The organism is Chloroflexaceae bacterium (assembly GCA_025057155.1).
Taxonomy (GTDB): Bacteria; Chloroflexota; Chloroflexia; order Chloroflexales; family Chloroflexaceae; genus JACAEO01.
On the sequence record JANWYD010000007.1, the window covers coordinates 85,497 to 108,404 of the forward strand.

The following is a 22,908-nucleotide window of genomic DNA, read 5'->3' on the forward strand; positions in this document are numbered from 1 at the left end:
GGGGGCGGAAACGCAAGCACACTTTCTTACGGCAACCTTGAAGGTGGCGCTCCCTTCCCCCGGCCTCATGCCGCTTGCAGCGTTCCGCCCGCTTCGTTCTCCAGCGGAGGCAGGTCCGCCTCGTAGCGGGCGAAGATGCGCCGGTAGTGCGGCGAGCGGCGCAGGAGTTCGTCGTGGGTGCCGGCGGCGGCCAGCCGCCCTTTGTCGAGCACCAGAATCAGATCCGCCCAACGGATCTGCGAGAGCCGATGGGTGATCAGCAGCACGGTGCGTCCCTCCTGGGCCTTGCGAATGGCCTGCTGGATCTGGTCCTCGGTCGCGCTGTCAATCGCGCTGGTTGAGTCATCGAGGATCAGGATGCGCGGGTTGCTCAAAAAGGCCCGCGCCAGGGCGATGCGCTGCCGCTGCCCGCCCGACAGGGTGACGCCCCGCTCGCCCACCACGGTGTCGTACCCCTCGGGAAAGCTAGTGATGAAGGCATGGGCCTGCGCCGCCCGCGCGGCCTCCTCGATCTGCGCCCGCGTGGCCCCCGGCGCGCCGAAGGCGATGTTCTCGGCGATGCTGCGCGTGAACAGGAAGACGTCCTGCTCAATGGCGCCGATCTGCGACCGCAGCGCGTCCAGGCTCCAGTCGCGCACGTCCACGCCGTCAATCAGCACCCGCCCGGCAGTGGCGTCGTAGGTCCGGTTCACCAGGCGCGTCAGGGCGCTCTTGCCGCTGCCGGTCTGCCCGACGATGGCCACGGTCTTGCCGGCGGGAATGTGGAACGAGATGTCCTCGAGCACGCTCGTGGGCCGCGCGGGAGCGCCGTCGTCGCCCGCTTCGCCATCGTAGTGGAAGGAGACGCGCTCAAAGGTGATCTCGCCGCGCAGCTCGCCGCGATAGCCGTCACTGTTTTCATCGAGTTCAGTCTCGGCGTTGATGATCCGCAGGATGCGCCGGGCGCCGGACATGCCGGCCTGGATGACAGAGAAAGCAAAGAGCGAGATAAACGTCGGGAAGCGCAGCACATTGACCAGCCCCATGACGCCGATCACCTGCCCGACGCTGATCGTTCCCTGGGCGTAGAACCACATCGCATGGAGAAAGGCGCCGCCCACGGCGATCCCGTAGAGCAGCAAGGGCAGGTACCGGGCTTCGATGTAGCCCTGTCGCACATAAAAGTCGCGGAACAGCCGCGCGTTGCGGCGGTACTTCTCGCGCTCGAAGGGCTCGCGGGCCGAGGCCTTGACCACCTCGATGCCCGAGAGCGTTTCTTCCAGACCGGCGTTCATGACCCCGTACTGTTCCCGCTGGGCGTCAATCACCGGTTCGAGCCGGCGCAGGTAGCGCCGCGCGGTGATCACATAGAGCGCCACGAATGCGACGGGAACCAGGAGCAATTCGACGCGGGTCAGGGCGATGAAGCTCAGCGGCGCCAGAATGCCCAGCACCGTCTCGGCGGCAAGCAACCCGCCGGGGACGATCAGGTCGGCCAGGGAGCGGGTATCATCGGTGGCGCGGGCCATAATGTCGCCGGCGCGCTGGCGGTCGTGAAAGGTCTTGCTCTTGCCCAGCAGACTCTCGTACAACTCCTGCCGCGCGTCGGCCTCGAGGTGCGAGGCCAGGCTCTCGGCGGCCAGCAGGCCGATCAGCCCGCTGATGGCATCGCCAAGCATAACCGCCAGCACCGCCAGGGTGGCGATCAGCAGGCCGTTGGGCGCGCTCGGGTTCAGAATCTCGTCGGCGGCGCGGCCGATCAGCACCTGGGTGAACGAATAACACGTCCAGGCGCTCGAATAGAAGATGACAAAGCCCAGCGCGAAGTGCCAGTAGCGCCGGATGTGTGAGATGATCCAGCGTCCGGCGCTGCGCGTATCATACTGATGGGCATTCGCAATGCTGAACTCGCTGCGAAGCGCCATGGCAATGCTCCTCACCGGCCTCGCGGCCTCACAGGGGGCGCGGGGCGCAGACACACTAAGGCCGCGGCTTTCCCTGTCGTATCAGGTCTGCCGCGGCCATCACGGGATTAACCGGCCATGGGGCGGCAATCAGGGGTCCGGGGGCGCGCCTGCGCGAACGGAGGCGACGGATCGCGACTGATCACGGTTCATCGAACACCTTTGCCCTTCTCGCGGTCGAATACTCCGTCCAGAGTAGCAGTCCGTGCAACTGTGGGCATCGGCCTGGAGACTGAACCACGCTCCACCGCTGCCGTGTGCTATGATACGCCGCACCGGCGCCGGGAACGGCCTTCGGCGAAGCATGCTACAGCTTGCGTACAACCATGACCATATTCGGGCGGAGGGTAGTAGTGATCGGCGCCGGGGTTGCCGGCCTGGCTGCGGCGCGACGTCTGCGTTTAGCCGGAGCGCAGGTGACGATGCTGGAACGGGCGCCGGCGCCCGGGGGCCGCGTGCAGACGCTGCTGATCGAGGGTTGTCGCGTCGAGCTGGGGGCCGAGTTCCTGGCCGATTTTTATACCCGCACGCTGGAACTGGTGCGCGAACTGGGTCTGGCGGGGGAACTCCGCCGTATTCCACGCAGCGCTGCCACGCTCCGCGCGGGCCGTCTCTACCCCCTCTGGCCTGGTGTTGCCGCCGCGCTCACGCCCCTGGTCGGCCCGCGCCACAAAGTCGCGCTATCCTACCTGGTCGGCGCACTGGCGCGCCATCGCTCGCAGCTTGACACTCATGCCTTCCACAAGGCCTATGCCCTCGATGATCGCTCCGTGGCCGAGTATGCCCGCGCGCATCTCTCCGAAGAAGTCCTGGAGTACGTGCTCCAGCCGCCGCTTTCGGGGATCTTTTACTGGGCGCCGGAGCGCACCTCGCGGGCCTTGCTCTTCCTGGCATTGCGCGCCGGCCTCAGCCGTCCCGCTGGTATGCGTCTCTACACCCTGCGCGAGGGCCTGGGACAACTGCCGGCGGCTCTGGCCGCGGGCCAGGATCTGCACACCGGGGTTGAAGTCGAGACGATAATACCTGACCCTGGCGCGGGCTACACCGTCTACGGGCGCGTGGGTGACACCCCGTTCTCCCTGGCCACCGATGGGGTGATCATCGCCACGACCGCCAGCACCGTGCCGCGCCTGCTCCCCTGGCTCGACGACCGCCAGCGCGCGTTCTTCTCCGCAGTCACCTATTCTACCACCACTCTGCTGGCTGTAGTCGTTCGTGATCATTTCCCGCGCCACACCTACGGCATGTTCTTTCCTCGCCGCGAAACCCCGTTTCTCGCCGCCGCCACGCTGCCGACGGTCAAGGATCCGGCCTTCGCCCCTCCCGACCGCGATGTGATCTGCCTGCGGCTGAGCGGCCGGGCCGCCGCCGCGTTACGCGAGTGCGCCGATGATACGCTGGCCTGCCTCATGCTCGCCGAATTGCGGCGTCTCGCTCCGGGCTTCGATCCGGCGCCTCGGAGCGTCTGTCAGCGCCTCTACCGCTGCGACGAGGCCCTGCCCGAGTTCGCCGTGGGGCATTTCCACCGGCTGCGGGCTTTCGCCTCCGGGGCGATCGAGTTGCCCGCGCTCGCCTTTGCCGGCGATTATCTTGGCGGGCCGTTCATCGAGGGCGCCATCGTGAGCGGTGAGCGTGCCGCAGAACGGCTGCTCGACCATCTCCGCGGCGGATAAGTCAATAACAAAAGCCGAAGAGTTGGGGAGGACGCAGCACTTCCTGACCCTCCCCCTCTTCTTCGGCTCCTGGCGCCGTCGTGCCGCAGAAGCACTCAACTGGCCTGCGACCCCTTGACGGCTTCTTTGAGTGTGCTGCTCGCGCTGAAGCCAGGCGTCTTCGTGGCGGGGATCTGGATCTTGTCCCGCGTCTGCGGATTCACGCCTTCTCGCGCCTGCCGCGAGCGGACCTCGAACGTCCCGAAGCCGGTCAGGGTCACCTTTTCGCCCCGCGCCAGAGCCTCGGTGATCACTTCGAGCGCCGAGTCAACCACGAGCTTGGTCTCTTTCTGCGACACGCCCGCTCGCTCCGCCACGGCCTTGATAAAGTCGGTCTTCTGCATTGGTGCAGACCTCCTCCAAGCAAGGATCAGCATATGCACTATATGCCTTTGTGAAGCAGTATACCGCACCTGTCAATACCTTTGACGCATTCTAACGCGGTATTTGCCCCTTCAGACTTTCCAACTCGGTTTTAGCACATCAGAAAGCCATGGAATATCGAAACATTTGTGTTTATCCGGGCCGGACGCTGCACCTGGCCAGTTCCGTTGCCCGAAGGATGAGAAGAGCTTCTGGAAGCGCCCAGGCCTCCCAGACCATCGCCCGAGGCGGGGCGAGGGGCAACCCGGTTTCTCCACGCTCCTCCATCCGAGCCAGGAACAGGGTCACCAGCCCCCCGCAGTCCGGTCGTCGCGCAGGCGCGCCAGATCGGCCGCAAGGCCGGTATAGTTCTCCGGTCGCAGCGCCAGCAGTTCCGCCCTGACCTCCTCGCGCACGTCGAGCGTCTCGACGAACTGCCGCAGCCCCTCCAGGGTCAGATCGCGCCCGCGGGTCAGGGTTTTGAGCGTTTCGTAGGCTTCGGGGTAGCCTTCGCGCCGCAGAATGGTCTGGATCGCTTCGGCCAGCACTTCGGGATGCGCTTCCAGGTCGGCGCGCAGTCGCTCCCGGCGCACCGCCAGTTTGTCCAGTCCGCGCAGCACGCGCTGGCAACCCAGCAGGCTGTAGCCAAAGGCCGTGCCCAGGTTGCGCAGCACCGTGCTGTCCGATAGATCCCGTTGCAGGCGCGACACGGGCAGCTTGCGGCTCATGTGCTCCAGCAGGGCGATCGCCAGCCCCAGGTTGCCCTCGGCGTTCTCAAAATCAATCGGGTTAATCTTGTGCGGCATAGTTGAGGAACCGACCTCGCCGGGAGCAGGTCGCTGGGCCAGATAGCCGTCGCTGATGTAGCGCCAGATGTCCTGGCACAGATCCACCAGGATCACGTTGACGCGCTTGAGCGCGTCGCAGAGGGTGGCCAGGCTGTCGTGGGGCTCGATCTGCGTGGTGAGCAACACCGGCTCCAGCTCCAGGAGGCGGACAAAGGCGCGCGAGAAGGTGATCCAGTCTACTTCTGGCAGGGCGACAGCATGGGCGGCGAAGGTGCCGGTGGCGCCATTGAGCTTGCCGGTCAGCCGAACGTCGCGCACTGCCTCGAAGGCCCGACGCAGTCGCATAAAGAAGACGTTCATCTCTTTGCCGAACGTCGTCGGCGTGGCGGCCTGACCGTGGGTGCGGGCCAGCATCGGCGTGGCTGCCTCGACGTCGGCCAGCTCGCGCAACCGCTCGAGCAGACGGCTGAGGGGCGGCAGAATCGCTGCGTCGCGGGCCTCGCGCACCAGCAGGCCGTAGGCCAGATTGTTCACGTCCTCCGAGGTCAGGGCGAAGTGCACCGCCTCCTTCCAGCGCTCCAGACCCAGTCGGTCGAGTTGTTCGCGCAGCCAGTATTCGACCGCTTTGACATCATGGTTGACCCGGCGATCCCATGCGGCGATGGCCAGCGCGTCGGCGTCGCTAAACTGGCGATACAACTGCCGCAGTTGGGCCTGCTGCTGCGCGTCGAGGGGGGCTACGAAGCCAACGCTGGGAGCGCGTGAAAGGAAGATCAGATACTCAACCTCCACGCGTACACGGTAACGGAACAGCGCTGCTTCACTGAAATACGCCGCCAGATGGCCCACATCGCCGCGGTACCGCCCATCCAGCGGGCAAAGGGCGGCAAGCCGGGTCACGTCATCGGTCATAGTGCTATCCTTTTTGCCCTCCCGGTCCCTGCTGCGCGAGGCGCGTGGTTACATCAGGTTGCATTGCTTCTCATGATACAACCTTTCGGGTGGGGTTGGCGTTGCTGCGGTTGCAAGAGGAGAGCCGTAGAATGGGGAAACTCGCTTTCCCCATCCCCCTGGCTGTAGGGAGGTTCCGGGAGGGACTGATTAGTCTGTCAAGTAAGCTTCCTGGCATTTCCACCCCCCTCCCAACCTCCCTCCCGTTGGGGGGAGGAGCCGGCCTTCCTCCCCCGGCGGGGGAGGGTTGGGGAGTGGGGTGGGAGTTTAGCGAAAGACTTTGTTTATAGACTACTGATGGTGCGGCGCTATGGTCAGGCTGTACTACCGGCCTCTGAAGCACGCCTCAGGGTGAGAATCGTCACCTCAGGGGGACAGCCGAGGCGGAATGGCAGGCCGCCGATGCCCCGGCTGACGTAGAGCTGTAGCGCGCCGATGGTCAGATGGCCAATAGGATAGCGCCAGCCATGGCGCGGCAGGCAGAACGATCCGAGAAGCGGCAGGTAGACGTGCCCCCCGTGGGTGTGCCCGGAAAGTTGCAGATGCACGCCACGAGCGGCCGCTTCGTCGGCCAGGTCAGGACAGTGCGACAGGAGCACCGTGAAGACGCCTTCAGGCGCGCCATCGAGCGTGGCCGCCAGGTCATGGGCGCTGTCCCACATATCGTCAACGCCGGCGAGCACCAGTTCGGCCTCGCCGTCGCGCAGTCGCCGGTGGCTGTTGAGGAGAAACTCGACCCCCAGCGGGGCAAGCGTCCGCTGGATGGCCGGGAAACCCTCCCAGTAGTCGTGATTGCCCGGCACGGCGAAGATGCCCAGCCGCGGGCGCCAGGACTTCAATGGCGCCAGGACTTCCGGCAACTCGGGGATAGCGCGCTCGAAGCTCACGAAGTCGCCGGTCATTACCAGCAGATCGGGTTGTTCGGCCACCAGGCGCTCAACGGCCCAGCGGGCGTTGTCCGCGGTGTACGGCAGCCCCAGGTGCAGATCGCTCAACTGGCCGATGCGCAGCCCGTCGAGTGCCAGCGGCAGCCGGGGCAGGCGGAGCGTTACCTGTTCCAGCCTCGGCTGGCGCGGCTCGTGCCAGAAGACGTAGGCCGCCCCCGTCGCTCCGAGCAGGCCCAGCGCCGCCGCGGCTGGCGCGCCGCCGGCGACCAGCGCCAGGACGGCCAGCGCGCTGCCGCTCGCCGCCGCGCCGATCCAGCGCTCGGAATACCGCACCTGCCCCGGACTGGGATCAAAACGCCGTCCCTCACGCTGTGGTCGAAATCGCTGTGTCGTTATTGCCATTGTTCTGGATCTGCTCTCTGATGTGAAACCAGGCGTCACAGGGAAAGGATCGGGAGGTGTGCCATCTCACAGAACCCGTTGTTAGGACGAGAAACCAGGTTGCCACGCACGCCTGCCTGCAGAAGGCTCCGCCACGCGAGCCACAGTATACGCGATGGAGATGAAGAACCGATGAAATGCCGCTCCCGGAAACCTCACATCGCCGGGGTATGCCTGGTTTCGGCTCTGCACACCTCGTCTCCGGCGAGGGCCTGGCACCGCCCCGGAGATATTGCATCAACCTGGTTCGGCGCCACGGCGTCCTTTGACGCCTCTCACCCCTGCGGGTACAATGCGGTAATCGTATAGGTTCGGCGCTTTCCGGATAGACGGCCCATCTGGCGCATTCTTCGATGGAAGGAGCTGCGAAGGCGGCGCCCTCTCGACCAGCGCTCCTTCCCGGCCATCCGGGTAACGCGCTGATGGCCCAAGGAACATATGTTTTTCCAGATCGTGATTATTCATTGAACTATGCCCGATTTTGCATACACCTCGATCGCTGACCCCGTGGCCTTCGAGGAGCGGCTGAAGCGCGTACCCGACGCTCCGGGCGTGTACCTCTGGAAAGACGCGGCGGGAACGTTGCTCTACGTGGGCAAGAGCAAGCGCCTGCGCGAGCGGATGCGCTCCTATTTCGGCTCGCCGCGTGGTCTCAACGCCAAAACGCGCCGCCTCGTCAGCCACATCGCCGATTTTGACATCGTGGTGACCCAGAGCGAACTGGAGGCCCTGCTGCTGGAGATGAACCTGATCAAGCAGCACCGGCCCCGCTACAACATTTTGCTCAAGGACGACAAGAGCTATCCTTACATTAAAGTGACGCTCCAGGAGGACTGGCCGCGCGTTTTTCCCACCCGCACGGTGCTCGAGGATGGGTCGCGCTACTTCGGTCCCTACGCCAGCGCTGCGTCGGTCTACAAGACCCTCGATCTGCTCAACCGGCTCTTCGCCTTTCGCCCGCCCTATGAGTGCAAGGACGACAAGTTCAATCGCCACCGCAAGCTGGGCAAGCCCTGCCTCTATTATCAGATGCGGCGCTGCCTTGGCCCCTGCGTGCCCGGTCTGGTCTCGCAAGAAGAGTACCGGGCGACTATTACCGCCGTCTGCCGGTTCCTTGAGGGCCGTACCGAACAGATCGTGCGTGAGATTCGCCGCGACATGGAGGCTGCCGCCGAGGCGCTGAACTTTGAACGGGCGGCCTATCTCCGCGACCGGATCACGGCCATCGAGCGCATCTCCGAGCGCCAGCAGGTGTTGCGCACGGTGGACGAGGACCAGGACGTGATCGCCTTCGCCCGCGAGGACGGCTCCGCGGTGGTGCAGGTGCTGTTTATCCGCGGCGGCAAGCTGGTCAACGCCGAGCCGTTCACCCTCCAGGGCGCCGAGGACGAGAGCGACGCCGCGCTGCTGAGTTCGTTCATTACCCAGTTCTACGACCGCGCCCCGACCGTGCCGCCCACCCTGCTGCTGGCCGAACATATCGAAGAGCCGATGATCATCGCCTCCTGGCTGGCTCAGAAGTCGGGCCACAGGGTGGAGATCGCCGTGCCCCGGCGCGGCCAGAAGCGGGAACTGGTCGAGCTGGCCGCCACCAATGCCCGCCAGAAGCTCGCCGAGTTGCGCCAGCAGTGGCTCAATTCCGAACAGCGGGCCGTTGCCGGTCTCAGCGCCCTGCGCGACCTGCTCGCTCTGCCCGCTCTTCCCCGGCGCATCGAGTGCTACGATGTCTCGACCATCCAGGGCCAGCATACGGTCGCCAGTATGGTTGTCTTCGAGCACGGCGAGCCGAAACCTTCGGCCTACCGCCGCTTCCGCATCAAGACGGTCGAGGGCGCCAATGATGTCGCCGCGTTGCGCGAGGTGCTGGACCGCCGCTTTCGCCGCGCTGCGAGCGAGAGCACGTTAGCCGAAGAACCGTCGCAGGCTTTGTCACCCGCTCCTGGCGCGCCCGGCGCCAAGGACCGGGAAGGCGAGGAGCGCATGCCGGAAGAGGCGCCGTTGCTCGAGGCCGGCGCGCCAGAGGCTCATCTGCCGCCGCCCTCCGCCTGGGCCGATCTGCCCGACCTGGTGCTGATTGACGGCGGGCGCGCCCAGGTCAACGCGGCGCTGGCGGCGCTGCGCGAGGCAGGCTTCGAGCAGATCCCGGTCATCGGCGTGGCCAAGGGCCCCGACCGCGACCGTTTCGACCTGGTGCGCCCTGACCGGCCCGAGGCGCTGGCGCTCGAACGTTCGAGCCCCGCGCTGCACCTGGTGCGGCGTATTGACGAGGAGGCCCATCGCTTTGCCATCGCCTACCATCGCAAGGTTCGCGGCAAGGCCGCCCTCACCTCGGCCCTGGAGGAGATCCCCGGCATCGGCCCCCGGCGCAAGAAGGCCCTCCTGCAAGCCTTCGGCTCCCTCGACGGCATCCGCCGGGCCAGTGTGGAGGAACTGGCCGCCGTGCCGGGAATGAACCGCAAGGCTGCCGAGATGATCAAGGGGTTGTTGGGCTGACGATGGGGGTCGGGGCAGGCTGGAGGGTTGCCCCGCCTGCCTCCAGATAGGAAAGCAAAGTCTCCCGGAGATGGCCCTGTTTAGCGCCAGAGTTCCCTATGACAGTCATTCATTCCCACATCAACCCGCAGAGCGAAGAGTTCAAAGCCAACGCCGTCTACCACCGCGCCCTCGCCGATGAGTTGCGCGGTCGCGTGCTCGCCGCCTCGCACGGGGGCAGCCCCGACGCGCGCCAGAAGCACGTCGCCCGCGGCAAGTTGCTCGTCCGCGAGCGGATTGATTTGCTGCTCGATGAAGGCACGGCCTTTCTGGAACTCAGCCCTCTGGCCGCCTATCACGTCTATGACGACGACGTGCCCGGCGCGGGGATCGTCACCGGCATCGGGCGGGTGAGCGGTCGCGAGTGCGTCATTATCGCCAACGACGCCACGGTCAAGGGCGGCACCTACTACCCGCTCACGGTCAAAAAGCACCTGCGCGCCCAGGAGATCGCCCAGGAGAACCATCTGCCCTGCATTTACCTGGTGGACAGCGGCGGGGCCTTTCTGCCGCTTCAGGCCGAGGTGTTTCCCGACCGCGACCACTTCGGGCGCATCTTCTACAACCAGGCCCAGATGTCGGCGCGGGGCATCCCGCAGATCGCTGCGGTGATGGGCTCCTGCACCGCCGGTGGGGCCTACGTGCCGGCCATGAGCGACGAGGTGGTGATCGTCAAGGGCACGGGCACGATCTTTCTTGGCGGGCCGCCGCTGGTTAAGGCCGCCACCGGCGAAGAGGTCAGCGCCGAAGAGCTGGGCGGCGCCGACGTGCATACGCGCCTCTCCGGCGTGGCTGACCATTTCGCCGAGAATGACCGCGAGGCCATCGGGATCATCCGCGACATCGTCGCCAACCTCGGCCCCCGCCGCCGCCCGCCCTGGGAGGTGCAGGCCCCCGAACCGCCACGCTACGACCCGGAGGAGTTGTATGGCATCATTCCCCGCGACACGCGCAAGAGCTACGATATTCGCGAGGTGATCGCCCGCCTGGTGGACGGCAGCCGGCTCCACGAGTTTAAGACGCGCTACGGCACGACCCTGGTCTGCGGCTTCGCCCACATCGAGGGCATCCCTGTGGGCATTCTGGCTAACAACGGCATCCTCTTCAGCGAGAGCGCGCTGAAGGGGGCGCACTTCATCGAACTCTGCGCGGCGCGGGGCATTCCGCTGCTCTTCCTACAAAACATTACCGGCTTTATGGTCGGCAAGCAGTATGAAAATGCCGGGATTGCCAAAGACGGCGCCAAGCTCGTCACCGCAGTGAGTTGCGCCGCCGTGCCGAAGTTTACCGTGGTGGTGGGAGGATCGTTTGGCGCCGGGAACTACGGCATGTGCGGGCGCGCCTATCAGCCGCGGCTGCTCTGGATGTGGCCCAACGCCCGTATCAGCGTGATGGGGGGCCAGCAGGCGGCCAACGTGCTGCTTACCGTGCGGCGCGATAACCTGCTCGCCCAGGGCCGCGACATGACCCCCGAAGAGCAGGAGGCCTTCAAGGCGCCCATTCTTGAGAAGTACGAGCGCGAGGGCAGCCCCTACTACTCCACCGCGCGCCTGTGGGACGATGGCATCCTCGTGCCCACCGATACGCGCAAGGCCCTGGCCCTCGGTCTGGCCGCCGCCGGCAACGCCCCGCCTCAGGAAACAAAGTTCGGCGTGTTTCGCATGTGACCGCTGGCGATTGTGCGATGTACGGAGGTCCTGCACGGGAGAGCGCGGGCGGGCCTGCCCGGGAGGGCGAAGCCCTCTCAAGAACGCCCTTTGTGCCGCCTTTGTTGTCCGGAAGGTTATCACTATGCTCCGACTCTCCGAAGAAGTAGCCACTGCAGTTGATGAGGGCCGGGCGGTCGTAGCGCTGGAAAGCACCCTGATCAGCCACGGCCTGCCGTACCCGGAAAATCTGGCGATTGCCCGGGCGTTGGAAGCCGAGGTGCGCGCGGCGGGCGCGGTTCCGGCGACGATCGGCGTGGTGGGCGGCACGCCGACTGTCGGCCTGGAAGAAGCGGATCTGGAGCGCTTCGCCACACGCGGAGCGGCGGTGCGAAAACTCTCGCGCCGCGACCTGGCGGCATGCATCGCCCAGGGCGCTGATGGCGCCACCACTGTTGCTGCGACCATGGCCCTGGCCGCCGCCGCGGGTATTGCCGTTTTCGCCACCGGCGGCATCGGCGGCGTACATCGCGACGCCGCCCGCTCCTGGGACGTATCCGCGGATCTCATTGAACTGGCCCGCACCCCGGTGCTGGTGGTGTGCGCCGGGGCCAAGGCCATTCTCGATCTGCCTGCCACGCTGGAGTATCTGGAGACCCTGGGCGTGCCGGTCGTGGGCTATGGCGTCGCCGAGTTTCCCGCGTTCTACAGCCGGAGCAGCGGGCTGCCCCTGCCGATGCGCGCCGACCGGCCCGAGGAAGTCGCCACCCTCTGGACTGCCCAACGTTTGCATTCAGCCGTGGCCGCTCCGGGCGGGATGCTGCTATGCGTGCCGCCGCCCGATGACGTCGCGCTCCCCGCCGCCACGGTGGAGGCCGCTATCGGCCGCGCCCTGGCCCGAGCCGCGGCTGCCGGGGTGCGCGGCCCGGCGGTGACCCCCTTTCTGCTGGCCGCGGTAGCTGAAGAGACCCGCGGTGAAAGCATCGCCGTCAACGTCGCCCTGCTGCGCCAGAATGCCCGCGTCGCCGCCCAGATCGCCCGCGCTCTGGCCGTCTAGCCCTGCCTGTCTCTGCGAGCGGATGATTCTCCCCGGCCCGTGCGCAAAATTTCGGTAAAAAAACTCTTGACAAGTTATGATTTCGCAACTATACTGGGCATCGCAGCCATCGTAATGATGGCTGTTGGAACGTACCCTCAATAAAATCCGCACGCGCTTAACCCCGACCCGTTGAGTGCAAGTAAAGAAGGGCTGTGATAACGCCACTCCTGCCCATGAGGGGGAGTTGTATTCTGTCTTTTTAACTCTAGGCGAGGAGCACGGATTGATGCTCAAGCGGACAACATCCATCTGGGAACTGACTGATGCACAGGCTATGGCACAGGATCCCGAGGCGGAGCGTATTATCGAAGAACTCGAGGACCTGAGCCACGACCTTCCCGAGCAGTCCCGTGGCACTGAGCCGGCCCTCGACCCTGTACAGCATTATTTGCAGGAAATCGGTCGCGTTTCATTGCTGACGGCGAGCGAAGAGGTGGAACTGGCCGAGCGGATCGAGCGCGGCAATCTGGCCGAGGAGCGGCTGAACGACCCGGATCTGCCGCCGGAGGTGCGCCGCGCCCTGGAGCAGGATGTGCAGCTCGGTCAGGAGGCGCGCCGTCACCTGATCCAGGCCAATCTGCGCCTGGTGGTCAGCATTGCGAAGAAGTACGTCGGGCGCGGGTTGTCGCTCCTGGATCTGATCCAGGAAGGCAACATCGGCCTGATGCGCGCGGTGGAGAAGTTCGATTATCGCAAGGGTAATCGCTTCAGCACTTACGCCACCTGGTGGATCCGCCAGGCCGTGACGCGCTCGATTGCCGAGCACGGCCGGACGATCCGCCTGCCCGTGCATATGAGCGAGTCGGTTGGCCAGGTGAAGCGCGTCTCCGAGCGACTGGCGCAGTCGCTGGAGCGGCAACCCACGGCGGAAGAGATCGCCGTTGCCCTGGGGCAGCCGGTTGATCGCATCCAGCGCGTACTGGAGGCCGCGCGCCGGCCCGTGTCTCTGGAGACGCCGGTCGGTGATGAAGGTGAGCACACGCTGGGCGATTTTCTGACCGATGAGGAGATCCCCTCACCGACCGAGTTCGCCTCGACGCAACTGCTTCGCCGCGACCTGGCCAATGCGCTGGATCATCTGAACGAGCGGGAGCGCCGGATCATTGACCTGCGGTACGGCCTGGTTGATGGTCGCCGGCGCACGCTGGAAGAAGTTGGTCGCGCTCTGGGGATGACCCGCGAGCGCGCCCGGCAGATTGAGGCCGAAGCCCTGCGACGGCTGCGCAGTCCCGATGTGGGCCAGCATCTACGGGATTATCTGGAGTGATGTAAGACCGTAGGAGAGAGGGGGGTGTGGTCTTGTAACCACACCCCCCTCATCAATCTTCACCTCAGAACCGCGCCCCGCCGCTACTGTTGCGCATGGCGTCAAAACAGGAACTACAGTACACCGGTTTAGTGCCCCTTGGCACAAACGGCACGGTAGTTTCCTGACCGCAGTTGGCGCAGATCGTCTTGTAGCTCACCCGCTCGCGCGCGACGCCAGCGGATATCGGGCTGCGGGCGGGACGCTCATCCCGGAGGGCGCCGTTGTTTAGAGCAGCCTTGCGCGCCTGACGGCACGCAGGACAGCGCACCGGCTCGTTGACGAACCCCTTTGAAGCGTAAAACTCCTGCTCGCCTGCCGTGAACACAAAATCCATCCCACAGTCCCGACACGTAATGGTCTTGTCCGCGAAGCTCATCGCTCGCCGCTCCTTGCCGAAGGTCCTTTGCCAAGATTGGTCCGTGCCAGGGGTAGCGAGCAGGTTCGCCCTTGGACCCAAGGGTGTCGGGGTGGCTATGCCCATCGCGTTCGCCTAAGCCGTCCCATTGCCGACATATTATAAACACTTTTCAGGGTAACGCAAGACTTCCACAGCTTTCTGAAGCCAAATCGAGAAGTTTTTCACTGGCGGGGATGGAAAGGTTCCCGCGAGACGGTCGGGGAGGATCATCATCGGTAAGCGAGGCGCGGGGAGGTCTGGACTCTCCGCGCCTCTTTGCCTGGCTCGCAGGTTGGCCGTCGCAGGCACAACCCCACGATCGCAGAGGGATAATGCCTCTGCACATCCCTGAACGATGGTGTACAGGGGGCCGCGCGGTGGTTGCGCCAGCCATCGCTTATGAGAGTTCCATGGATGCCCAGGCTGTCACAGCCGTGGACGGACTGGCGTCCACCAGGCGGAGCTGGTGCGGTTCGCTGGCCCGCTGGATGCGCGCGGCTGCGGCGATGAACTCGCGGAACAGCGGATGGGGCTGGTTGGGTCGTGATAGAAACTCCGGATGGAACTGGCTGCCGACAAACCAGGGGTGCTCGCGGAGTTCAATGATCTCAACCAGGTGTTGATCCGGCGAGAGGCCGCTGATGACGAGCCCCGCCTCCTCCAGCACTTCGCGGTAGCGGTTGTTGAACTCGAAGCGGTGGCGGTGGCGCTCGTGGATCAGCTCCTTGCCATAGGCGGCATAGGCGCGCGTGCCTGGCACGAGCCGGCAGGGATAGGTGCCCAGGCGCATTGTACCGCCCTTGTTGGTCACACCACGCTGGTCAGGCATCAGATCAATGACCGGATGGGCGCAATGGGGAGCGAATTCAGTGCTGTTCACATCCTGGGTGCCGAGCACGTGGCGAGCGAAGGCGATGGTGGCGCATTGCATGCCCAGGCACAGACCCAGGTAGGGGGTGCCGGTACGCCGGGCGTAGTCGGCAGTGAGGATCTTGCCTTCGATGCCACGGTCGCCGAAACCACCGGGCACGACGATGCCATACACCTTGCTCAGCAGCCGGTCGGGGCCTTCGCGCTCCACCTGTTCCGCAGACACCCAGTGGACGTCAATGTCGAGCTCCTGGTGCAGACCGGCGTGCCGCAGGGCCTCGACCACGCTGATGTAGGCGTCTTTGAGTTCCACGTACTTGCCCACTAGGGCGATCGGCAGCACGCGCTTGGGCTGGCGGATCATCCGCACCAGTTCTTGCCAGGCGCTAAGATCGGGCGGCGGCGCGTTCAAGCCAAGCTGCTTGCAGAGGTAATCCCCCAGGCCGGCTGTTTCCAGCACCAGGGGCACATCGTAGATCGAGTCGACCGTCTGAAGGGGGATGACGGCGCGCGAGTCGACATCGGTGAAAAAGGCGACCTTGTCGCGAATTTCGTCGGAGATGGCGTAATCAGCGCGACAGATGATCACATCGGCGGTAATGCCCACGTTTCGCAGGGCCATCACCGAGTGCTGGGTGGGCTTGGTCTTCAGTTCGCCGGTCGCGCCGATGTGGGGCAGCAGGGTGACGTGAATGTAGAGCACGTTGTCACGGCCCACGTCCTTGCGCATCTGCCGGATGGCCTCCAGAAACGGCAGGCTTTCGATGTCGCCCACTGTGCCGCCAACCTCTACGATCACCACGTCGGCGTTGCTCTGCCGGCCCACGGCCACGATCCGCGCCTTGATCTCTTCGGTGATGTGCGGAATCACCTGGATGGTGCCGCCCAGATAGTCGCCGCGGCGTTCCTTGGCGATGACCGCCGAATAAATCTGGCCGGTCGTAACATTGCTCAACCGCGTCAGATTCTCATCAATAAAGCGCTCATAGTGACCCAGATCGAGGTCGGTCTCAGCGCCGTCTTCAGTGACAAAGACTTCGCCGTGTTGATAGGGCGACATTGTCCCTGGATCGACGTTCAGGTAGGGATCAAGTTTCAGCACCGAGACGCGCAGGCCGCGACTCTTGAGCAGCCTGCCGATCGAGGCGACGCTGATCCCTTTGCCCACCGATGACACTACACCACCAGTAACAAAGATGTACTTCGCCATCCTTTCAGATGCTCCTTGTCTTCACAATCCCCGTAGTTCCCCGGTTCGACACTGGCGCAGAGTGATCGAAAACTGTCATCCGCAAAGCGCCCCTGCGCCGAATTGTCGGTCATCGCGAATGAAACCGGTCAGGAAGTATGACGTAAAATTGAGAGGGTCGGTCAACTGGAGGGTTGCACCGACCCACTACAACGGTTCGCATTCGGTTTGACCCAGGGTTCCATAGGGCTGCGCCGCTCAGCCTGCCGAAAACGGCGTGTCCAGACGTTGGAAGCGCCTCACTGTTCCGTGTCCGGTTCCTGGGGTTGTACTGCTGCATCAACGACGCTTCCGGCAAGCTGAGGTCGCGAATGACCAGGGACGAATATCACTAGATATGAACGCGCCTTGCCGGAGCTTTTACAGATGGTTCACTCCTTGATCGGGCGAAGCACGACGACGCGAGTCTCTTCACCCTCTGCTGGCAGACCGGCCGCTGTGACGGTCAATTTCTCTTCGGGCGCGACGTCTTTAAGGCCCATCTCGTGGATGAAGCGTTCGAGGGGCGCCAGCTCGTACTCAAAGGAGAGTTGACCTGTGCCGAAGTGGATCGGCACCACGATGCGCGGCTCGAGCTGGGCAATGACGTTGCAGGCCTCGGCGGGCGTAATCGTCTCGCCGCCCCCGACGGGAATGAACAGGACATCCACACTGCCGATCTCCTCGATCTGCGCCTGGCTCAGTTCGTGACCCAGATCGCCGAGGTGGCAAAAGACCACCTCGTCGAGATGGATCGTATAGACCGTGTTTGGCCCCCGTTCGGCGCCTTTCACCTGATCGTGGTAGGTGCGAACGCCGGTGATCAGCACGCCGCCCACTTCGTACTCACCGGGACCGTTGATCACAAACAGGCGCTCGCGCATCGGCCTGACGCCGGCGACGTTGTTGTGATCCGGGTGATCGTGGCTCACGGTCACAATATGGGCGGTTGGCCGTCCAAGGTCAAGACCGATCGCGCGGCTGTAGGGATCACAGACAATGATACCATCACGACCGCGGATACGCACGCAGGCATGGCCGAGAAATTGAACGTCAGGCATAACTCTTCACCTTCCAGACGTCCACAACTGGTGATTGGAACGGCAGGGCGGCGGACGCCGGGTTATGGATCGCGAGGCGGCGCGTTTCGTTCGCGCCAGAGTATAGCAAGGATCGGGCGAATGGTGTCAAGGCTGAAGCCGCGGCGTTGGAGCAAACCGCCGAGGCGGCGGTCGAAGGTGGCGCGATCGGGCGCGCCGGCATAGCGCGGAAGGGCGGCGCGGGCGACGGCGAGGGCGCGAGCGTGTTCCGCGTCGGCGTCGCCGCCGTAGGTTTCCATGGCCGCCTCAATGGTCTCGCGATCTAATCCCTTCTGGCGCAGTTCGGCGCGCAGGGCGCGGGGGCCACGGGGGCGGAAGCGCTGGCGGTTCTCGATCAGGTAGCGGCTGAAGGCGACGTCATCGAGCATGCCGGTAGCGCGCAGGCGTTCGAGGACCCGGGCTGTTGCAACGGCGCCGAAGCCCTTGCGGCGCAGACGCTGGCGCAATTCGGCGCTGGAGCGTGGGCGCGCAGCGAGCAGGCGCAGCGCGGCGTTCAGGGCGCGTTCAGTTTCGACGAGGGTCTCCAGGCGCGCCCAGGCGCCCTCGTCGAGGCGCTGCCCCACGTACAACCCCTCGCGGGCGAGAGCGTCCAGGCTGAGGCCGAAGGCGAACCGCCCTTCAACAAAGATGTTGACCCGCCGGCTATCGCGGGTCTGGGGGGTGATGGCTGTAATGGTTCCCGTTGGCATTGGCAGTGCAAAGCAAAAAACGGGGAAACGTGGCTTCCCCGAGGCGGAGCGAGGGTTATCTCTGTAGCGCATAGCCTGCAGGCAGGGCAGGAACAATCTGGAGGCTAGCCCTCACCCTGCCTTGCCGGCGGAAAGCTACTCGTCGAAGAAACCGGTCGGGTCGTCGTCGGGAGCGCTGAGGGGGAGGACGACGGGATTAGTCTGGGTTTTTTCCCTGATCAGTTGCTCGATCTCGTTGGCGAGTTCTTTATTCTCCTTGAGGAACTCGCGCACATTCTCACGTCCCTGACCGAGGCGATCCTCGCCGAGGTAGAACCAGGCCCCGCTCTTGCGGATGATGCCCAGTTCCACTGCCATATCGAGGATATTGCCCTCGCGGGAGATGCCCTCGTTGGCGAGGATGTCGAACTCAGCCTGGCGGAAGGGGGGCGCCACCTTGTTTTTGATCACCTTGACCCGCGCGCGGGCGCCGATGGCCTCCTGGCCCGATTTGAGCGTCTCGATGCGGCGAATGTCGAGACGCACCGAGGCGTAGAACTTGAGCGCCTGGCCGCCCGTGGTTGTTTCAGGGGAGCCGAACATGACCCCGATCTTCATGCGCAACTGGTTGAGAAAGATCACGCACGTCCGACTCTTATTGATCGCCCCGGAGAGTTTACGCAGGGCCTGGCTCATCAGGCGCGCCTGCAACCCTGGCAGCGAGTCGCCCATATCGCCTTCGATCTCGGCGCGCGGCACCAGCGCCGCCACCGAGTCGATCACAATCACATCAACCGCGTTGGAACGCACCAGCGTCTCGCAGATCTCCAGCGCCTGCTCGCCGGTGTCGGGCTGCGAGACGAGCAGATCGGCGATCTGCACCCCGCAGCGTTCGGCATAGATCGGATCGAAGGCGTGCTCGGCGTCAATGAAGGCGCCAATCCCGCCCATCTTCTGAGCTTCGGCGATCACGTGCTGGGCCAGCGTGGTTTTGCCGCTGCTCTCCGGGCCGAAGATCTCGATCACCCGGCCCCGCGGCAGCCCGCCGACGCCAAGAGCGATATCGAGGGCGATGGACCCGGTAGGAATGACCTCGATCGCCAGTCGGGAGCCAGCCTCGCCCATTTTCATGATCGAGCCTTTGCCGAACTTGCGGTCGATCTGGCTGATTGCCGCGGCCAGGGCCTTCTCCTTCTCCGGCGAGATGGCCATCGCGGGCGCTCCTCCGTTGTTCGTACTCACGGGTGTGCTCCTCAAACTACTCGTATTATAGGGGATGGCGCCCTCTCAGCGCAACCGATGTGGCACGTCTGTGCTATTGTAGCACAGACGTGCGCATCTTGCAAGGGCTGCCATCATTTACAGGGCTGAGGCAATTCCGCCTCCAGCGAGGGGATTGGAGCGGCGACGCCGCAAAAACCAGCGAACAATCCAGGGGCCGGGGCCAGCCCGGGAGACTCTGCGCCCGCCCTGTTCATCATTCATACCGTCTGCGCCTGCCCGGAGTTGCGCAGGTACACGGAAGATATGAACTGATTGAATTCGGCATTTTCGCGTAACTGGAGGCGGCATGCGTCCTGTCCTGTGGTATAGTGACTTGATGTGAAAGGATTTCCGTTAGACCTGGTTCACCAGCGCTTTACCCTTTGCCTCTTTACCAGCAGGAAGTGAATTGCCAATGACCCGTCGTATTCCACCCGGTCCCGGTCAGGAGTCGGTCTGGGACTATCCTCGCCCTCCGCGGGTTGAGCCGACCACGCGCCGCCTGCGGGTGGTCTTCAGCGGAGTGCTGATTGCCGATTCGCGCCGTGGTTTGCGGGTGCTTGAAACGAGCCATCCGCCTGTCTACTATATTCCGCCCGCCGATATTCAGATGGAGTATCTGACGCCGACCGGGCGGCGAACGTTCTGTGAGTTCAAAGGTCAGGCGCGCTACTATACGCTGACCGCTGGCGGGCGCCGCGCTGAAAACGCCGCCTGGTGCTATCCCGACCCTGCTCCCGGCTACGAGGCCATTCGCGACGCGGTGGCGTTTTACCCGGCTCTGATGGATGCCTGCTACGTGGATGATGAACTGGTGACGCCGCAGCCAGGCGGCTTCTACGGGGGCTGGATCACCTCAGATATCGTTGGGCCGTTCAAGGGCGAACCCGGCGCCTGGGGCTGGTAGGGGCGCCTCGTGCTCTCTCGGCGCGCATAGCGCCGTTTGCACGCTCCTGAGTCGACTCTCCCTCGTTGTTCCCTTCCCTCTCCGCCTGATCTTCGGCGAGTCGCTCCTTGCAAGCCTCCGGAGGAGACCTCTATGTCCGTGCACGATGCTGATGACCGTATCATTGAGGCGGCGCGCCGTGACGTGTTTGCCGGCCGGCTCAGCCGGCGCGAGTTTATGCGGCTGATGAGCGCCCTGGGCCTCTCCGCCGGGGCGGCCGCCCTGGCCGCCTGTGGCGCCGCCGCCACCCCGCCGCCAGCGACCGCGCCGCCGGGAGGTGCGCCAGCAACTGCCGCGCCCGCCACTTCCGCGCCCGGCGGCGCCGCCGCTACCCTGCGTGTCGCCACCGAGATCCCCGTCCAACTCGATCCGGCCCTGGCTTCCTCCGATGCCGAGATCCTCATCCTCCACTCGATCTATGACTATCTGGTGGACATCAACGCCCGCAACGAGATTGTTCCGCGCCTGGCCCGCGAATGGCAGGTGAGCGACGATGGCCTGACCTACACCCTGCGCCTGGTCGAGGGGGCGGCGTTTCACGATGGCAGCCCGCTTACCGCTGCTGATGTGGTCTGGACCTTCAACCGCCTGCGTGATCCGTCGTTGCAGTTGCCCACCGCCGATCTCTATGCCGGCGTCGCCGCGGTGGAGGCCGACGGCGATGGCACGGTGGTGTTTACCCTGTCGGATCCCAACCCTTTCTTCCTCTACGACCTCAGTGATAACCGCGCCCTGGTGCTCAAAGCCGAAACCGCCGACGCGGCGACCTCCTTCAACGGCACCGGCCCCTTCAAGATGGTGGAGTACCGGCCAGAGAATCGCATGACCCTGGCGGCCAACGAGAACTACTTCGTTTCCGGCAAACCCGGCGTGGCCAATCTGGAGTTGATCTTCTTCGCCGACCAGGCTGCCGCGGTTGACGCGCTGCGCGGCGGGCAGGTGGACATTGCCATGCGTATGCCGACGCCGCTCTTCGAGACGTTGCGGCGCGAGCCGGGCCTGACGGCGGTGCAGGTGCCGACCAATGGCTTCGACCTGGTGCGCCTGCGCTCCGACCGCGAGCCGGGCAATAAGCTCGAGGTGATCCAGGCGCTGAAGCTGGCCACCGACCGCCAGGCGATCTTCGAGACGGTGACGCTCGGTCTGGGCGCCGTGGGTCGCGATAGCCCCATTGGCCCGCTCTTCGCGGCGTACTATAGCGAGGAGACGCCCATCCCGCCCCGCGATCCTGCCCGCGCCCGTGACCTGCTCGCTCAGGCCGGCTATGCTAACGGGCTGAAGCTCGACCTGCACGTGCCCGACTCGGGCGACCGGCCCGACCTGGCCGTGGTGCTGAAGGAGCAGTGGGCCGAGGCGGGAATTGACGTGAACGTGATCGTCGAGCCGGAGAGTGTGTATTACGGCGAGAATGGCTGGCTGGAGGTCGATCTGGGCATCACCGGCTGGGGCTCGCGGCCCGTGCCGCAGTTCTATCTGGATGTGATGCTGGTGACCGGAGCGAAGTGGAACGAGAGCCGCTTCTCCGATGCCGAGTTCGACGCGCTGGCAGCTAAAGCCGGCTCGACCCTCGACGAGGCGGAGCGGGTCGCGGCCTACCGGGAGATCCAGCGCATTCTGATCGAGCGCGGCCCGATCATCGTTCCCTATTTCTTCGCGGCCCTGGGCGCCATTCGCAACGGCTTCGAGGGTTTCGAGCTGCGGCCGTTCCCCGGCCGCACCGATCTGGCGGCGATCCGCGCCGCGGGGTAGGGGAGGGTGTGGAGGTGTGGAGGTGTGGAGGTGTGAAGGCGTGGAGGTGTGGAGGTGAGATTACACCTCTACAGTTCCACACCTCCACACCTCCACAGAGAACCATGGCCCTTGACACGGTTGAACGCGGCATTGGCGACAGAGCGGCGATCAGCGGCGCGCCTGGCGCGTGGCGCGGGGCGCTGCGGGCGATCTGGGGGCGCCCGACGTCGGCGCTCGGGGCGACGATTGTCTTGCTCTTCGTGGCGCTGGCCCTGTTTGGCCCGCTGATTGCTCCGTACCGCGCCACCGACCAGCTTCCCGGCGCGCGCTGGTTGCCCCCGTCGCGCGAGCACTTCTTCGGCACCGACCGGCTGGGCCGCGATGTCTTCAGCCGGGTGGTGCTGGGCACGCGCGACATCTTCGCTCTGGCGGGCGCCGGCACGCTGGCAGCGGTGGCGCTGGGAACGGTGGTGGGGCTGGTTGCCGCCTATCGCGGCGGCTGGGTCGAGGAGGTCACCTTCCGCTCCTTCGACGGGTTGCTGGCCATCCCTGCCCTGCTGCTGGCGCTGGTGCTGCTGGGCACGGTCGGCCCCTCGCGGCAGAGTGTGCTGCTGGTGATTGTGCTGGTGTATACGCCGATTGTGGCGCGGGTAGTGCGGAGCGTAGTGCTGGCGGTCAAGCCGCGCGGGTTCATCGAGGCGGCGCGCATGCGCGGCGAGACGCTGAGCTACATCCTGGGGCGCGAGATCCTACCTTCGGTGCTGCCGGCCCTGACGGTGGAGGCGGCGCTGCGCTTCTCCTACGCGATCTTCCTGGTGGCTTCGCTAGGGTTCCTGGGAGTAGGTGTGCAGCCGCCGGCCCCCGATTGGGGCCTGATGGTGCTGGAGGCGCGCAACGATGCGGCCCTGGCCCCCTGGTCGCTGTACTTTCCCGCCGGGGCCATTGCCCTGCTGGTCATCGGGGTCAACCTGCTCGCCGATGGGTTGCGGCGGGCGTTGCAGCCCGGCGGAGGGTGAGCAGGGCCGACCCTTTGG

At 65.1% G+C, this 22,908-nt stretch carries 16 protein-coding genes and 1 pseudogene; 8 read left to right on the forward strand and 9 right to left on the reverse strand.

Annotated elements, in window-relative coordinates:
* Positions 1–65: 65 nt before the first annotated feature.
* Positions 66–1,904 carry an ABC transporter ATP-binding protein/permease gene (locus NZU74_07575; GenBank protein ID MCS6881179.1) on the reverse strand — a complete coding sequence of 613 codons (1,839 nt, stop codon included), beginning with the start codon at positions 1,902–1,904 and terminating at the stop codon, positions 66–68.
* 386 nt (positions 1,905–2,290) lie between these two features.
* On the opposite strand from NZU74_07575, the pseudogene NZU74_07580 reads away from it, so the two are divergent.
* Positions 2,291–3,616: pseudogene (locus NZU74_07580) on the forward strand (FAD-dependent oxidoreductase).
* A gap of 95 nt (positions 3,617–3,711) precedes the next feature.
* On the opposite strand, the gene NZU74_07585 reads toward NZU74_07580, so the two are convergent.
* The 3 genes from NZU74_07585 to NZU74_07595 all read right to left on the reverse strand — a co-directional run bounded on the left by NZU74_07585 (position 3,712) and on the right by NZU74_07595 (position 7,046).
* Complete coding sequence (locus NZU74_07585) at positions 3,712–3,999, reverse strand: HU family DNA-binding protein (GenBank protein MCS6881180.1); 288 nt, start codon at positions 3,997–3,999, stop codon at positions 3,712–3,714.
* Positions 4,000–4,323: 324 nt separating this feature from the next.
* Positions 4,324–5,718 (reverse strand): adenylosuccinate lyase, encoded by a 1,395-nt coding sequence (gene purB / locus NZU74_07590; protein MCS6881181.1) that lies wholly within the window; start codon positions 5,716–5,718, stop codon positions 4,324–4,326.
* A gap of 353 nt (positions 5,719–6,071) precedes the next feature.
* Positions 6,072–7,046, reverse strand: coding sequence for a metallophosphoesterase (locus tag NZU74_07595; GenBank protein MCS6881182.1), 975 nt, complete (start codon positions 7,044–7,046; stop codon positions 6,072–6,074).
* A gap of 510 nt (positions 7,047–7,556) precedes the next feature.
* On the opposite strand from NZU74_07595, the gene uvrC reads away from it, so the two are divergent.
* The 4 genes from uvrC to NZU74_07615 all read left to right on the forward strand — a co-directional run bounded on the left by uvrC (position 7,557) and on the right by NZU74_07615 (position 13,629).
* Positions 7,557–9,578 (forward strand): excinuclease ABC subunit UvrC, encoded by a 2,022-nt coding sequence (uvrC, locus tag NZU74_07600; GenBank protein ID MCS6881183.1) that lies wholly within the window; start codon positions 7,557–7,559, stop codon positions 9,576–9,578.
* 98 nt (positions 9,579–9,676) lie between these two features.
* Positions 9,677–11,284: a methylcrotonoyl-CoA carboxylase gene (locus NZU74_07605; protein ID MCS6881184.1), complete on the forward strand. Its 1,608-nt coding sequence runs from the start codon at positions 9,677–9,679 to the stop codon at positions 11,282–11,284.
* Positions 11,285–11,408: 124 nt separating this feature from the next.
* Positions 11,409–12,320 (forward strand): pseudouridine-5'-phosphate glycosidase, encoded by a 912-nt coding sequence (locus NZU74_07610; protein ID MCS6881185.1) that lies wholly within the window; start codon positions 11,409–11,411, stop codon positions 12,318–12,320.
* A gap of 268 nt (positions 12,321–12,588) precedes the next feature.
* Positions 12,589–13,629: a sigma-70 family RNA polymerase sigma factor gene (locus NZU74_07615; protein MCS6881186.1), complete on the forward strand. Its 1,041-nt coding sequence runs from the start codon at positions 12,589–12,591 to the stop codon at positions 13,627–13,629.
* A gap of 64 nt (positions 13,630–13,693) precedes the next feature.
* On the opposite strand, the gene NZU74_07620 is transcribed toward NZU74_07615, so the two are convergent.
* The 5 genes from NZU74_07620 to recA all read right to left on the reverse strand — a co-directional run bounded on the left by NZU74_07620 (position 13,694) and on the right by recA (position 19,146).
* A complete protein-coding gene (locus NZU74_07620) occupies positions 13,694–14,047 on the reverse strand; it encodes a zinc-ribbon domain containing protein (GenBank protein ID MCS6881187.1) in 354 nt (117 codons plus the stop codon).
* A 418-nt stretch (positions 14,048–14,465) separates the two neighbouring features.
* Positions 14,466–16,148, reverse strand: a complete 1,683-nt coding sequence (locus NZU74_07625) for a CTP synthase (protein ID MCS6881188.1) — start codon at positions 16,146–16,148, stop codon at positions 14,466–14,468.
* A gap of 410 nt (positions 16,149–16,558) precedes the next feature.
* Complete coding sequence (locus tag NZU74_07630; protein ID MCS6881189.1) at positions 16,559–17,227, reverse strand: MBL fold metallo-hydrolase; 669 nt, start codon at positions 17,225–17,227, stop codon at positions 16,559–16,561.
* Between the two features lie 62 nt (positions 17,228–17,289).
* On the reverse strand, positions 17,290–17,955 hold the full coding sequence (locus NZU74_07635; GenBank protein MCS6881190.1) for a recombination regulator RecX: 666 nt from the start codon (positions 17,953–17,955) through the stop codon (positions 17,290–17,292).
* 135 nt (positions 17,956–18,090) lie between these two features.
* Positions 18,091–19,146, reverse strand: a complete 1,056-nt coding sequence (gene recA, locus NZU74_07640) for a recombinase RecA (protein ID MCS6881191.1) — start codon at positions 19,144–19,146, stop codon at positions 18,091–18,093.
* 466 nt (positions 19,147–19,612) lie between these two features.
* Here recA and NZU74_07645 point away from each other — a divergent pair, with 466 nt between their 5' ends.
* The 3 genes from NZU74_07645 (at position 19,613) to NZU74_07655 (ending at position 22,890) form a co-directional block, all read left to right on the forward strand.
* Positions 19,613–20,104, forward strand: coding sequence for a DUF427 domain-containing protein (locus NZU74_07645; protein MCS6881192.1), 492 nt, complete (start codon positions 19,613–19,615; stop codon positions 20,102–20,104).
* Between the two features lie 132 nt (positions 20,105–20,236).
* On the forward strand, positions 20,237–21,892 hold the full coding sequence (locus tag NZU74_07650) for an ABC transporter substrate-binding protein (protein ID MCS6881193.1): 1,656 nt from the start codon (positions 20,237–20,239) through the stop codon (positions 21,890–21,892).
* Positions 21,893–21,996: 104 nt separating this feature from the next.
* Positions 21,997–22,890 carry an ABC transporter permease gene (locus tag NZU74_07655; protein ID MCS6881194.1) on the forward strand — a complete coding sequence of 298 codons (894 nt, stop codon included), beginning with the start codon at positions 21,997–21,999 and terminating at the stop codon, positions 22,888–22,890.
* Positions 22,891–22,908 lie beyond the last annotated feature (18 nt).